The 12,300-nt window shown below is 67.8% G+C and carries 13 protein-coding genes; 7 read left to right on the top strand and 6 right to left on the bottom strand.

Translation table 11 applies throughout. The features are described 5' to 3' along the window. Positions 1 to 130 precede the first annotated feature (130 nt). The gene (locus NV1_RS26405; RefSeq protein WP_067896897.1) at positions 131 to 1,048 is read right to left on the bottom strand and encodes an aldo/keto reductase; all 918 of its coding nucleotides are present in this window, start codon (positions 1,046 to 1,048) and stop codon (positions 131 to 133) included. Positions 1,049 to 1,277: 229 nt separating this feature from the next. On the opposite strand from NV1_RS26405, the gene aspA reads away from it, so the two are divergent. Then, positions 1,278 to 2,693 carry an aspartate ammonia-lyase gene (gene aspA / locus NV1_RS26400; protein WP_067896895.1) on the top strand — a complete coding sequence of 472 codons (1,416 nt, stop codon included), beginning with the start codon at positions 1,278 to 1,280 and terminating at the stop codon, positions 2,691 to 2,693. Between the two features lie 114 nt (positions 2,694 to 2,807). Here the strand turns inward: aspA and NV1_RS26395 are convergent, their stop codons facing one another. Beyond that, positions 2,808 to 3,569, bottom strand: a complete 762-nt coding sequence (locus NV1_RS26395) for a 3-hydroxyacyl-CoA dehydrogenase (protein WP_067896893.1) — start codon at positions 3,567 to 3,569, stop codon at positions 2,808 to 2,810. A 173-nt stretch (positions 3,570 to 3,742) separates the two neighbouring features. Next, positions 3,743 to 4,972 carry a cytochrome P450 family protein gene (locus NV1_RS26390; RefSeq protein ID WP_067896862.1) on the bottom strand — a complete coding sequence of 410 codons (1,230 nt, stop codon included), beginning with the start codon at positions 4,970 to 4,972 and terminating at the stop codon, positions 3,743 to 3,745. A gap of 359 nt (positions 4,973 to 5,331) precedes the next feature. Here NV1_RS26390 and NV1_RS26385 point away from each other — a divergent pair, with 359 nt between their 5' ends. The 4 genes from NV1_RS26385 (at position 5,332) to NV1_RS26370 (ending at position 8,995) form a co-directional block, all read left to right on the top strand. Next, positions 5,332 to 6,606, top strand: a complete 1,275-nt coding sequence (locus NV1_RS26385) for a hypothetical protein (protein WP_067896860.1) — start codon at positions 5,332 to 5,334, stop codon at positions 6,604 to 6,606. A 94-nt stretch (positions 6,607 to 6,700) separates the two neighbouring features. After that, positions 6,701 to 7,357, top strand: coding sequence for an ABC transporter ATP-binding protein (locus NV1_RS26380; RefSeq protein ID WP_245713934.1), 657 nt, complete (start codon positions 6,701 to 6,703; stop codon positions 7,355 to 7,357). Then, positions 7,357 to 8,133, top strand: coding sequence for an ABC transporter permease (locus NV1_RS26375; protein WP_067896857.1), 777 nt, complete (start codon positions 7,357 to 7,359; stop codon positions 8,131 to 8,133). The genes NV1_RS26380 and NV1_RS26375 overlap by 1 nt, the downstream gene beginning before the upstream one ends. Before the next feature lie 202 nt (positions 8,134 to 8,335). Continuing rightward, positions 8,336 to 8,995 (top strand): PP2C family protein-serine/threonine phosphatase, encoded by a 660-nt coding sequence (locus NV1_RS26370; RefSeq protein ID WP_245713933.1) that lies wholly within the window; start codon positions 8,336 to 8,338, stop codon positions 8,993 to 8,995. 27 nt (positions 8,996 to 9,022) lie between these two features. Here the strand turns inward: NV1_RS26370 and mscL are convergent, their stop codons facing one another. After that, positions 9,023 to 9,508 carry a large conductance mechanosensitive channel protein MscL gene (mscL, locus tag NV1_RS26365; protein ID WP_067896849.1) on the bottom strand — a complete coding sequence of 162 codons (486 nt, stop codon included), beginning with the start codon at positions 9,506 to 9,508 and terminating at the stop codon, positions 9,023 to 9,025. A gap of 149 nt (positions 9,509 to 9,657) precedes the next feature. Between mscL and NV1_RS26360 the strand changes: the two genes are divergently transcribed. Beyond that, on the top strand, positions 9,658 to 10,395 hold the full coding sequence (locus NV1_RS26360) for a helix-turn-helix domain-containing protein (protein WP_245713932.1): 738 nt from the start codon (positions 9,658 to 9,660) through the stop codon (positions 10,393 to 10,395). On the opposite strand, the gene NV1_RS26355 is transcribed toward NV1_RS26360, so the two are convergent. After that, a complete protein-coding gene (locus NV1_RS26355) occupies positions 10,377 to 10,757 on the bottom strand; it encodes a VOC family protein (RefSeq protein WP_067896846.1) in 381 nt (126 codons plus the stop codon). The two genes, NV1_RS26360 and NV1_RS26355, sit on opposite strands and share 19 nt — an antisense overlap. Positions 10,758 to 10,960: 203 nt before the next feature. Between NV1_RS26355 and NV1_RS26350 the strand changes: the two genes are divergently transcribed. Further along, positions 10,961 to 11,941: an AraC family transcriptional regulator ligand-binding domain-containing protein gene (locus tag NV1_RS26350; protein WP_245713931.1), complete on the top strand. Its 981-nt coding sequence runs from the start codon at positions 10,961 to 10,963 to the stop codon at positions 11,939 to 11,941. On the opposite strand, the gene NV1_RS26345 is transcribed toward NV1_RS26350, so the two are convergent. Then, the gene (locus NV1_RS26345) at positions 11,938 to 12,147 is read right to left on the bottom strand and encodes a hypothetical protein (protein ID WP_084525803.1); all 210 of its coding nucleotides are present in this window, start codon (positions 12,145 to 12,147) and stop codon (positions 11,938 to 11,940) included. The genes NV1_RS26350 and NV1_RS26345 overlap by 4 nt on opposite strands. Positions 12,148 to 12,300 lie beyond the last annotated feature (153 nt).

The raw sequence follows: 12,300 nt of genomic DNA, 5'->3' as shown, positions 1-12,300 counted from the left end.
AAGCCCTTGGCGGCGAGAGGAATCGGTGCGATCACTCGCCTCGGCCCGAACGGCATGCCTGTTGCCGATGCGGTGGCATCGGTGAGTTGTGTGGCGCGGGTGGATCTGTCCGCCCGCACCACACATTCGATCAGCGCCGCTTGAACAGCCGCGAGACGGCGCCGCCCGAGGAGTTGGCCGGCGCGCTCACCGCGGACAGCGCGGCGTAGTCCTCGTCGGAGAGCGAAACCGTCGCCGCGGCAACGTTTTCCTCGAGATGGGCGACGCTCGAGGTGCCCGGGATCGGCAGCATCACGGGCGAGCGGCGCAGCAACCAGGCCAGGGCCAGCTGCGACGGGGTGGCCTCGTGCGTCTCGGCGATGTCGTCGAGCGGGCCGCCGGACCGGGCGAGCTTGCCGGTGGCCATCGGGAACCACGGGATGAAGGCGATCTGATTCGCCTCGCAGTGGTCGACCAGCTTCTCGGAGGTGCGGTCGGCCAGGTTGTACAGATTCTGCACCGAGACGATGGTGGCCAGTTTCCGCGCGGCCTCCAGCTGCGCGACGGTGACCTGGGACAGGCCGATGTGCCGGATCTTGCCCTCCTTCTGCAGCGCCACCAGCTCGCCGATCTGATCGGCCAGCGGGACCTTGGGGTCGATCCGGTGCAGCTGATACAGATCGATGCGCTCGAGCCCGAGGTGCCGGAGGCTCAATTCCAGCTGCTGGCGCAGATATTCGGGGCGGCCCAGCGGCAGCCACACGTCGGGGCCGGGCCGGGTCAGACCCGCCTTGGTGGCGATGACCACATCGTCGGCGTAGGGGTGCAGCGCCTTTCGGATCAGGGTCTCGCTGACGAACGGGCCGTACGAATCCGCGGTGTCGATGAAGTTGACGCCGAGTTCGACCGCGCGCCGTAGCAGCCGCACCACCTCGTCCAGGTCCTTCGGCTCACCCCACACGCCGGGGCCGGTGATCTGCATCGCGCCGTAGCCGAGGCGATGGATGGGCAGATCGCCGCCGAGAGTGAAGGTTCCGGAGGCGGTGGCGGGACGCGAGTCGGTGGACATGGCCACCACACTAGTCACCCGGGACGCCCGAGGCGGTAGTCCCACGCGCCGCACCACCTGTCTATGGGCCAACGAAATTTGGTATATGCCAGTAAATGGTGGCATATATCTCGTGATCGGCGTAGGGTCATCCGGGCGCCGACCGGCGCGAAACCTATGGGATGCGCCGTGGCCCGCGGTACCCTTCCGGCCTCGGCGCGTTCCGTTCCAGCGAAGGAATACCCGCACGATGACGACCGCCGTGACCCGCCGCGAACACGATCTGCTCGGGGACCGCGACGTTCCCGCCGACGCCTACTGGGGTGTGCACACCCTGCGCGCGAGCGAGAATTTCCCGATCACCGGCACCCCGCTGGCCGCGTATCCGCATCTGATCACCGCCCTGGCCGCGGTGAAGGAGGCCGCCGCGCGAGCCAACGAGGAACTCGGTCTGCTCGCGCCGCACAAGGCCGCGGCCATCGCGGCGGCCTGCCGGGAGATCCGCGAACAGGGTCGGCTGCGTGAACAGTTCATCGTGGACGTCATCCAGGGCGGTGCGGGCACCTCGACCAATATGAACGCCAACGAGGTGATCGCGAACCGTGCGCTGGAGATTCTCGGGCACGCCAAAGGCGAGTACGCGCACCTGCATCCGAACGACGACGTCAACCTCAGCCAGTCCACCAACGACGCCTATCCGACCGCGGTGCGGGTGGCGACGATCCTGGCCGTGCACGAGCTGCTCGACTCGATGACGGTGCTGCGCAACGCGTTCGCCGACAAGGCGACCGAGTTCCACGACGTGCTGAAGATGGGTCGCACCCAGTTGCAGGACGCGGTGCCGATGACGCTCGGCCAGGAGTTCTCCACCTACGCGGTGATGCTGGAGGAGGATCAGAGCCGCCTGGCCGAGGCCGTGGTGTTGATGGAGGAGATCAACCTGGGCGCCACCGCGATCGGCACCGGGCTCAACGCCCCGGAAGGTTACGCCGAGGCCGCGCGGGGTCATCTTGCCGCCATCACCGGGCTGCCCTTGGTGACCGCGACCAATCTGATCGAGGCCACGCAGGATTGCGGTGCGTTCGTTCAGCTTTCGGGCGTGCTCAAGCGGATCGCGGTGAAGCTGTCCAAGACCTGCAACGACCTGCGCCTGCTGTCCTCGGGGCCGCGCGCCGGGCTCAACGAGATCAATCTGCCCGCGGTGCAGGCGGGTTCGTCGATCATGCCCGGCAAGGTGAATCCGGTGATTCCCGAAGTGGTCAACCAGGTGGCCTTCGAGGTGATCGGCAACGATATGACGATCACCATGGCCGCGGAGGCGGGTCAGTTGCAGCTCAACGCGTTCGAGCCGATCATCCTGCACTCGCTGTCCAAGAGCATGGTGCATCTGAGCGCGGCCTGCCGCACCCTCGCGGACCGGTGTGTCGCGGGTATCACCGCCAACGCCGAGGTCACCGGCGCCATGGTGCAGAACTCCATCGGCCTGGTCACCGCGCTGAACCCGTATATCGGATATCTCGCCGCGACCGAGATCGCCAAGGAGGCGCTGGTTTCCGGACGCGGCGTGGCCGAGCTGGTGCTGGAGAAGGGCCTGCTGCCGCCCGAGCGCCTCGCCGACATCCTGCGGCCCGAGCTGGTCGCCGGGGTCAAGCCCGTCGTCGTCTGAGACTTCGAATACGTTGCGGGCGAAGGTATCCCGCGCCCGAACGAACGACGGGGCCCGGTCCGTGGGGGATGCGGACCGGGCCCCGTGTCGATCGCCGACGGATCGGCGCCTGCCTCAGCGCGGCGCCATGCGGATCGCGCCGTCGAGGCGGATGGTCTCACCGTTGAGCATCGGGTTCTCCACGATGTGCCGGGCCAGCGCCGCGTACTCGACCGGGTCACCCAGACGCGCCGGATGCGGCACCTGCGCGCCCAGGGCCGCGATCGCCTCGTCGGGCAGCGACTCGAACAGCGGGGTGTGGAACAAGCCCGGGGCGATGGTGACCACCCGGACGTTCACACTCGCCAGATCGCGCGCGATCGGCAGCGTCATACCCACGATGCCGCCCTTGGACGCCGAGTACGCGGCCTGGCCGATCTGACCGTCGAACGCCGCGACCGAGGCGGTGTTGATGATGACACCGCGCTCCTCGCCGTCGAGCTCGGTGGCCGAGATGCGCTCGGCGGCAAGGCGGATCACGTTGAACGTGCCGATCAGGTTCACCGAGACGACCTTGGTGAACGCGTCCAGCGGGAACGCGCCCTTCTTGCTGACGGTCTTGATCGCGTTGCCGATACCCGCGCAGTTCACCGCGATCCGCAGCGTGCCCAGCGCCTGCGCCGCGTCCAGCGCCGCGGCCACCTGCTCCTCGTTGGTCACGTCGGCCGGCGCGAACACGACGCCCTCGCCCAGCTCCTTGGCGATGGACTCACCGTTGGAGGAGGGCAGGTCGATGATGACGACCTTCGCGCCCTGTCCGTGCAATTCCTTGACCGTCGCCAGGCCCAGGCCCGACGCGCCGCCGGTCACCACGGCGACCGCGTTGCTGATCTGCATATCACGTTCCCTTCTGCTCTGCGTCCGCGGAGAGATTAACTGCCACACGCGGAATAAGTAAATACCGCTTCGCTATACCAGCAGGTAAAACCTGTTACAGTTTCGGCTGTATTGTGGCAGGTGAGCGGAATTGTGCTACTGCGAACAGGGGGAAGTTGTTATCCGTATGCCGCCTACCTGAGCCGGACCGGGAAGGCTGTCATCCCGTGGATCAGGAAGCTCGGCTGCCAGATCGGTTCCGGTGCCGCGGCGCTCGGGCCCAGATCCGGGAATCGGCGCAGCAACGTCCGGAACGCGATATCCGCCTCGAGCCGGGCCAGCGGGGCGCCCACGCAGTAGTGGATGCCGTGCCCGAAGGCCAGATGTCCGCTCGAATCGCCGGTGACGTTCAGCGTGTCCGGATCCGTGTAGCGCTCGGGATCCCGATTGGCCGCGTTCAGCGCGATGTACACCAACTCGCCCGCCGGAATCTCCACCCCGGCGATCTCGACCGGCTCCTCGGTGTATCGCACGGTGGCCCAGCCGACCGGTCCGTCGTAGCGCAGGAATTCCTCCACCGCCGCGGGAATACCGTCCGGATTCTCGCGTAGAGCGTGCAACTGGGCGGGGTTGTGCAGCAGCGCCCGGGTACCGTTGGCGATCAGATTCACCGTCGTCTCGTGACCGGCGACCAGAAGCAGGAAGGCCATCGAGACCAGTTCCTGCTCGGTGAACCGATCGTCGTCCTCGTCGCTGGTGTGCACCAGCCCGGACAGCAGATCCTCGCCGGGCGCCTCGCGTTTGGTCTGGACGAGCCGTTGCAGATATCGCGACATGTCCGAACCCGCGGCGAAGACCTCCTCGTCGGTCGCGGCCGCGCCGCCGATCAGCAGTTTGGTCCAGCGCTGGAAGTCCCCGCGATCCTCGAACGGCACGCCCAGTAGCTCACAGATCACGGTGACCGGCAGCAGCACCGCGAAGGACTGGATCAGATCGACCTCGGCGCTGCCCTCCATCGCGTCCAGCAGACCGTCGGTGATCTCCTGGATGCGCGGGCGCAGCGCGGCCACGCTGCGTGCGGTGAATGCCTTGTTGACCAGCTTGCGCAGCCGGGTGTGATCGGGCGGATCGCTGTTGAGCATGTGCGCGGACAGATCGAAAGCGCCCGGATTCGCCCTGGCCGCAGGATTTTTGCGTTCGAAGATCGCTCGCAATCCCGGAACGTTCTTGCGCAGCCGGGAATCGGTGGCCGCGGCGCGCCCTTCGTCGTATCCGATGACGACCCAGCCGGATATGCCCGTCCGGGGCAATCGGACCCGCAGAACCGGGCCTCGTTCGCGCCAGCGACGGTAGTACGCGTATGGGTCGGCGAAAAAATCATCGCCGACTGTTTCGGTCGGCGCGGGTGCTTCGGTTTCGACCACGATATCCTCACTGTCTCCTGCGATCGGGATCCGATCGCGCTCCCCGTGCGGCTGTTGGCCCCACCCCGACCAAACTACTCGTGAGTACCGGGACAGGCTGTGCCGCAAGCGATCACGACGACGCCCGCGAAATGGGACGACCCGCGCGTTCGGTACCGTCCGGTTCCGGGTCGGTGGTCCAGTTCGAGATGCTCGGGTGCACCCGTCTTCTGCGCGTGTCGCGCGCGCCACGCCGGTAATTCGTGTCCGATGGCAAGCTTGCGGTTTCGCCATGGGCGGTCTATCGACTATTAATGCTATGTGCCGCTACCAACCGTGACCCCTTGGCTGCCGCAGCATCTCACACGCTTGGAGGCGCGATGACCATCGAGCACTCGAGTGAAGACGATGTCACGCATCTGGCGAAGCGGGTCGAGCATGCCCGCGGACGGCTGGCCTATCAGTTCGACCCCGCGCTGACCGAGGCCCTGTCCGAAGACGAGCTGCGCGCCGAACGTGAACTAGCCGAAAAGATTCGCGAGGCCGAGCGCGACCAACGCTGGAAGCACGTCCAAGCCGCGGCCGCGGCCTCCGACGAAGCCAGGACAACATCCCAGAAGATCGCGAAGGCCGACATGCGTGATCTGTTGCTCGCCCGCCGGGCGCTCGCCGCGCAGCGGCGTGAATCGAGTCCGCACGCCAAACTCGCCTCGCTGTACCGGCATCGGGCGTGGTCGCTGCGCGCGCTGGCCGGTGTGGTCGCGGCCGGCATGCTGTGGTCGGCGGTCAACGTGCAACACAACATCGCCCCCGGTGGTCCCACCGATCCCTTGTACTGGTTCAGCTACCTGCTCGAAGCCATGATCAGCGTGTGTCTGGTCATCATCATGATCGGCACCAACAAGGTCGCCGAATGGGGCATCCTGGACAGCCGCAAGCAGGTCGCCATCGCCGAACTGGCCCTGTTGTCGCTGACGGTCGGACTCAACACCTACCCCTACATCAGGTCGGGCCGCTGGTACGACGTCGGCGTGCACGCGGTCGCCCCGGTGATGATCGGTGTCGCGCTGCTCATCCACCACGCCGCCAGCTCCCGATACGGCATGGCCATCGCGCAGGCCACCGATCAGGTCCGCGATCTGCCCGACCCCTCGGAGCAGATCCGGCGCACGATGCCGACCTTCGTGAGTTTCTTCCGGCAGAACGTCTCCCCGGATGTGACCCGGCCCAGCGGTGCGCTGATGGCGTTGCCGGGCGGCGAGGCCACCTCGGCGGAGGACACCACCCGGATGGACGCCAGGGCGAAGGATTCGGACAAGCCCTCGACGGTGGACGCGGACGATCCGGTCGCATCGTTCCGTTCCTCGGCCGCCGACGATTCCGCGGTCACCACCGATTACCGCGCCAACGACGCCTGGTTGAGCGGTTCGGATGTCAACGGCTCGGCGTCCAAGAACGGAAAGTCCGGCGTCAACGGCAAATCCGCGAGCAATGGCGCGGACCCCGATGCCGCACAGGACGATCCGCTCAACGGCTACGACACCGGCCAGTTCCGGATCGCCGAAACCCTCGAACAGGAACTCGCCGAACTGCGCGCCGAGCGTCGCCGCGCCCGCGCGAGCAAGCAGCGCGCCTCCTCGTTCAGCGAGGACTGACCGAACTCCGCGACGCGCTGTCATCCGGTTCCGGGTGGCAGCGCGTTCGTGCGGTTGCGGTGCGTTATGTGCCCTGGTGCGGCAGGGTGGTGGCGTGCACAGCATCGTTCTGGAGCAGGTCGGCGTGGATTACGGGCCGACCACGATATTCGCCGACGTCAGCGTTCGGCTGCCGGGCGGCCGGTGTACCGCGGTGGTCGGGCCGAGCGGGGTCGGCAAGACCACGTTGTTGCGCTTGCTGAATCGGCTCGCCGAACCGACCAGCGGGCGGATCCTGCTGGACGATGTGCCGATCACCGAACTCGACGTCCTCGATCTGCGCCGCAGGGTCGGGCTGGTCCCGCAGCAGCCGACGCTGCTGACCGACGTCGTCGCCGACGAGGTGCGGGTGGGCCGTCCCGAACTGACCGACGAACAGGCGGCCGAGCTCCTGCGACGGGCCGGACTACCGCCGACGTTCCTGCATCGGCGCTGCGACGAGCTGTCCGGCGGTGAGGCGCAACGGGTCTGCCTGGCGCGCGAGCTGGCCGTCGGCCCGCAGGCGCTGATTCTGGACGAGCCGACCTCGGCTCTGGACGAGGCCGCCGCCGGAGCGGTCGCGGATCTCATCGCCGAGCACACCCGCGAGGGCGGATCGGTGGTGCTGGTCAGCCACGACAGCGGATTCGTCGGGCGGGTCGCCGACGAGGTGCTGCTGCTGGGCAGCGGCGGACTGTCCCGGATCGTTGCGCACGACGATCGGAAAGCCTGATGGTACAAGGACTTTCGGTTCCGAACTGGCAGGGCGTGGGCACGTCGGTGGCGCTGGTGGCCCTGGCCGCGCTGATCGCGTACCGGCAGCGGTTGCATCTGACGCGTGAGCTGCTGATCGCCGCCGCGCGTGCCGGGGTGCAACTGGTCGCGGTCGGGGCGATTCTGCTGATTCTGTTCCGGCACACCGGATTACCCGGTGCGCTGGCCTGGGTGGCGTTGATGATCGGCATCGCCGGACAGGTCGCCGGACGGCGCGGCGACGGCCTGCCGCATGCGATTCGAGCGGCCACCGCCGGGGTCGCGTTCGGAACGGCGATCACCCTCGGTGCGCTGATCGCGTTGCAGGTCATCTCGACTCAGGCGCGGGTGGTGGTCCCGGTCGGCGGGATGATCGTCTCGGGAGCCATGCAGGCGACCGGAATCGCCCTGCGCCGCCTGCGGGAGGACGCCGTGGCGGCCCGTCCCGCGATCGAGGCGCGCCTGTGCCTCGGCCTGCCCGCCCGGACCGCATTCCTGCCCTACCGGCGATCGGCGCTGCGCACCGCGCTCGTGCCCGGCATCGATTCCACGAAGGTCGTCGGCCTGATCAGCCTGCCCGGCGCGATGACCGGCCTGATCCTGGCGGGCGTCGAACCGCTCACCGCGATCCGCTACCAGATCGTGGTGATGTACATGCTGCTCGCCGCGGCATCGCTGGCCGCGCTGGCCTCCGCCCGGGTCGCCGAGCGCGCGCTGTTCGACGATGCTCAGCGACTGATCACCCTGCCGGGATGACCGCGGAACATGCTGGTCGTCCGGTTCTCAGGAATCCCACAGCCGGATCTGGTGTTGTGCACGGGTGTGCGAGGTTTACTGAAATAGCTGCCGACAGGCAGCAGGGGGGTGAGCGCCCAAGGAGGCGGCCGTGGACAGTGGAGTTACCGCCGCGTTTTCCCGCCGTGAGCTGATTCGGGTGGCCGGCGTCGCAGGAGCATCGGTGAGCAGGCGAGGCCTGCGGTCACTGAATGCCGACGCCGTGTCCAGCTGGACCGATTCGGCCACCGGGACAAACGCGTTCGTCGTTGCGGACGGAGTCGGCGATAATCTGCTGGCCGCCCGTGCCGCTCGCACGGTGGCGGCGGTGGCCGCGCGGGCCGCGGCGCAGGCCGGAGCCGCGGCCGGGATCCTTGCGGCGCAAGCGGAATTGCTGCGGCAGTTCCCGGAGAAGGAGGCCGACGCGGTCCTCGTCGTCGCGGTATTTCCGCGGGACGACGGGCCCTGCGATATCGCCTGGGTCGGCGACTGCCGCGCCTACCGGTGGAACGGCCGGGTGCTGCATCAGATCACCACCGACCACACCGCCGCGGAATACTTCCGGTCCCTCGGGCGGCGTCCCGCGCGGCGCTTCGAACATCTGGTGACCACGTCGGCGCGCACGGTCGCTCCCGAGGCCATCGGCCGGGCCATGACCGGATCGAGTCACGGCCGATTCCTGCTGAGCACCGACGGCGTGCACAAACCACTGGCGATGGCGGAGATCAAGCAGACGCTCGCCGGATGCGCGACCGCGGCGATCACCGCGGAGGCTCTCGTGGAGGGCGCACTGCGGGCCGGAGGCAGTGACAACACCACCGCCCTGGTGGTGGACTGCGGTTGACGGCCTCGGCGGTCGAGGGCGCGGAATTCAGTCGGCGATGCTTTTCGCGGTGACGCGCCGGGCGTCGACAGCCGAACCATCGGTGCGTTCCGATTCGTCCGAGCGCTTCGAGACGTCGGATTTCCCGCTCGCCTGAGCGGCGAGCAGATCGCGGATCTCGGTCAGCAGCTCTTCCTGAGTGGGCACCAGTTCCTTGACCTTGCCCCTGGCGAAGCGCTTCTCGAGGGTGTTCATCGGCAGGATCAGCGCGAAGTACAGCACTGCCGCGACCATGATGAAGTCGACCGCGGCGCTGACGATCGGCCCGATCGCGATGAAGGTCGCGGGTTTGCCGGGCACCAGCTGGAAACCAAGCCCGAGCGGGCTGTTACTGCCGAAGATCGCCAGCAGCGGTTCCACGATCCCCTTGGTGACCGACCGGACGATCGCGGTGAACGCGGTGCCCATCACGACGGCGACGGACAGGTCGATGACGTTCCCGCGCATCAGGAAGTCTTTGAAACCCTTGAGCATGGTGGTGTGGACCCCAATCTGAACTAGCTTTTCTTCCCTCCGGAAAGTCCTGGGTAGCTTAGTGGCCCGACTGCGGCGTCACCGGATGCTCCCCGGTCCGTGTGGCGATGAACACCGACGGGCGTGGCGTGCCGCGTAGTGTGTCGAAGGTGCAGATCCACCCGCCGCCGCGGTATCGGGAACGGCGTTCCCGGACGGTTCCCGGCGCAACAGTGTGGACGCGCACGATCGGCCCGGTCGACGACGCTCCGGTCCTGCCGGACGGATGTATGGATCTGCTCTGGGCGGGCGGGCGGCTGGTCGTCGCGGGTCCGGACACTCGCGGTTATCCGACCACCGCCCCGCCCGGAACGCGAATCAGCGGAATCCGCTTCTTCCCCGGCGCCGCGCCCGCACTGCTCGGGGTCCCGGCGCGCGAACTGCTCGACCGCCGTGCCGATCTCGACCAGCTGTGGCGGCCCGCGCGGGTGCGTCCGCTGGCCGAGATCCTCGCCGCCTCGGCCGATCCCATGACCGGACTCGACCGGATCGCCGGACTCGTTGCCGCCCAGGCCGATCCGGTCGATCCGGCGTTGCGCGCGGTGGTGCGGCGACTGGACGCGGGGGCTTCGGTGGCCGCCGTCGCCGAGTCGCTCGGCCTGGGGGAGCGCCGACTGCATCGAATGTCGCTGTCCGCCTTCGGGTACGGACCCAAGTTGCTGGGCCGGGTGCTGCGCCTGCAACGCGCGCTGGTTCTGGCCCGCGCGGGAGTCCCGTTCGCCGAGACCGCGTTCCGCGCCGGATATGCCGATCAGGCCCATCTGGCACGGGATGTGCGCGAGCTGTCCGGGACGTCACTGGCCCGGTTGATCGCCCGGGGGCGGCCCGCTCAACCCAGCGGTGCGTAGAGATCGACCCCGTTCCCGTCCGGATCCAGGACAGTGGCATAGCGCTGGCCCCAGAACGCGTCGAACGGTTCGAGTTCCCCGCGATATCCGGCCGCGGTGAGTTCGGCGAAGACCTTGTCAACCTCGGCGACCCCGTCGCATTCGACCGCCAGCCCGATCCGGCCGGGCTGCCCCTGCCAGTCCGGGTGGAAGGAGCGGACGGTGTCCTCGGTGTCGATCATCAGCTGCATGCCACCGGGTAGCCCGGCCTGCACGTGACCTCCGGTCACCTCGCCGAAATCCAGTCCGAGACGGCGATAGAACGCCACGGTGGCATCGAGATCCGCGGCGACGAGGCCGATCACATTCAGTCGAAGAGTCATGGATCCGGACTCTATGGCGGTGACCGCGACGAGGTCTTGAACAAATCGGACATCGCGCCGAGAAGTACCGGCGGTCCGGCGGTAATGCGAAACGTCGCGGCCGTTGCGGCTACTCTGCCAGGTAGCTATTTCCAGGAAGATTCTTCGGGGAAACAGTAGGCAGGAGGGGCATGGGGACCGATTCGACGCTATTGCACCGATTTGTGATTACGCGACTTGCTGAGGCCGGCCTGGATCGTGACCGGCTGCTACGCGAATGCGGGCTGCCCGATTGGGCGATGACCGGGCCCGGCACACATGTACCGAACGACCATTTCGGCCGACTCTGGGTAATCGCCGAGCAATGGCTCGACGATCCCGACGTGGCGTTACGCATCGCGAGCCGATACAAGCTGTCGACCACGCGGCTCTACGACTACCTGTTCACCAGTGGGCCAACGGTCGGGGCGGGGTTGGCGACCTGCGGGCCGTACGTCACCGCGGTCACCAGCAATCACCGCTTCGACCTGCTCCAGGAGAACGAGCGGGAGGCCACCCTGACACTGGACATGATCGATGGTGAGGGCCGGGCCCGCGATTTGACTCAGATCTGGGGACTGGTGGCCGTGCTGACCAGGGCTCGCGCCGTCGTGGACGCGCCGCTGGACCCGATCCGGGTCTCCCTGCGGCAGTCCGCGCCGCGGAATCTGCGGACCTTCCGGGACGTATTCGGCACGGCGACTGTCGATTTCGGCGCGCCCCTGGACGCGATGACGTTCCGGGCCGGCGATATGGATCTGCCGCTGACCACCGCCGATCCGGTGCTGGCGGAGGTGCTGCAACCGCTGGCGGCCACGCTGCCGCCACCGCCGCCCCTGGAACTGTGCTGGGCCGAACGGGTGGGCGCCGCGCTGGCCGAAGCGCTGGACGAGGGCGAGGTCTCGCTGGAACGGGTCGCTCGCCGCCTGGCCACGAGTCCGCGCACCTTGCAACGCAGGCTGACCGAGGCGGGCACGACCTGGCGCCGGGAGTTGGATCGCGCCAGGCTCCATCGCGCCGCAGCCGCGGGCCCGGTGAGCCGTGCCCGGCAGGCGCAGTTGCTGGGATATGCGGACGCCGCCTCGGTCCGTCGCGCCGCGCAGCGGTGGAACGTTGCGGCGCAAGCGCGTTCGTTCGTCGAGGCGGGGACCGCCATCGGTCCTTAGAATTTCAGGTGGGTCGCGGCGATTCCCCAGAACGTGGTGCGTTCCAGGGAATCGAAATCCCAGCTCTCCGCTATCGCATGGGTTGCGGCGACGATCGCGGGTACGTCGAAATCGTCGCGGGTTGCAGTGCCCTTTGCCTCGAGGGCGGCCACGACGTACGCCGTGGCGCTCTCGCTGTTGTGCTGGCAACCGGTGTGCTGCGCCAAGGTAATCTCCAATCGTCGAGTTACGGACTGTCGATCACGAATAATCGGGATGTGAGCCCCAGCCTGGTGTGCTGACCAATTGCTCTGCTAGCGCGGAACACGCCACTTTCGGGCAAACGCGCCAATCTCGGCCGGACACCGCATACCCGAGAC

This window comes from Nocardia vaccinii NBRC 15922 (assembly GCF_001613305.1).
GTDB lineage: Bacteria > Actinomycetota > Actinomycetes > Mycobacteriales > Mycobacteriaceae > Nocardia > Nocardia vaccinii.
Note: the sequence above shows the minus strand (reverse complement) of the source record. Positions and strands in the feature narration are given on the sequence as shown.

What these genes read in the sequence shown, in the direction of transcription:
- NV1_RS26385 (WP_067896860.1), top strand. Translation starts at nt 5,332, where the DNA reads ATGACCATCGAGCACTCGAGTGAAGACGATGTCACGCATCTGGCGAAG.
- NV1_RS26375 (WP_067896857.1), top strand. Translation starts at nt 7,357, where the DNA reads ATGGTACAAGGACTTTCGGTTCCGAACTGGCAGGGCGTGGGCACGTCG.
- NV1_RS26355 (WP_067896846.1), bottom strand. Translation starts at nt 10,757, where the DNA reads ATGACTCTTCGACTGAATGTGATCGGCCTCGTCGCCGCGGATCTCGAT.
- aspA (WP_067896895.1), top strand. Translation starts at nt 1,278, where the DNA reads ATGACGACCGCCGTGACCCGCCGCGAACACGATCTGCTCGGGGACCGC.
- NV1_RS26395 (WP_067896893.1), bottom strand. Translation starts at nt 3,569, where the DNA reads ATGCAGATCAGCAACGCGGTCGCCGTGGTGACCGGCGGCGCGTCGGGC.
- mscL (WP_067896849.1), bottom strand. Translation starts at nt 9,508, where the DNA reads ATGCTCAAGGGTTTCAAAGACTTCCTGATGCGCGGGAACGTCATCGAC.
- NV1_RS26405 (WP_067896897.1), bottom strand. Translation starts at nt 1,048, where the DNA reads ATGTCCACCGACTCGCGTCCCGCCACCGCCTCCGGAACCTTCACTCTC.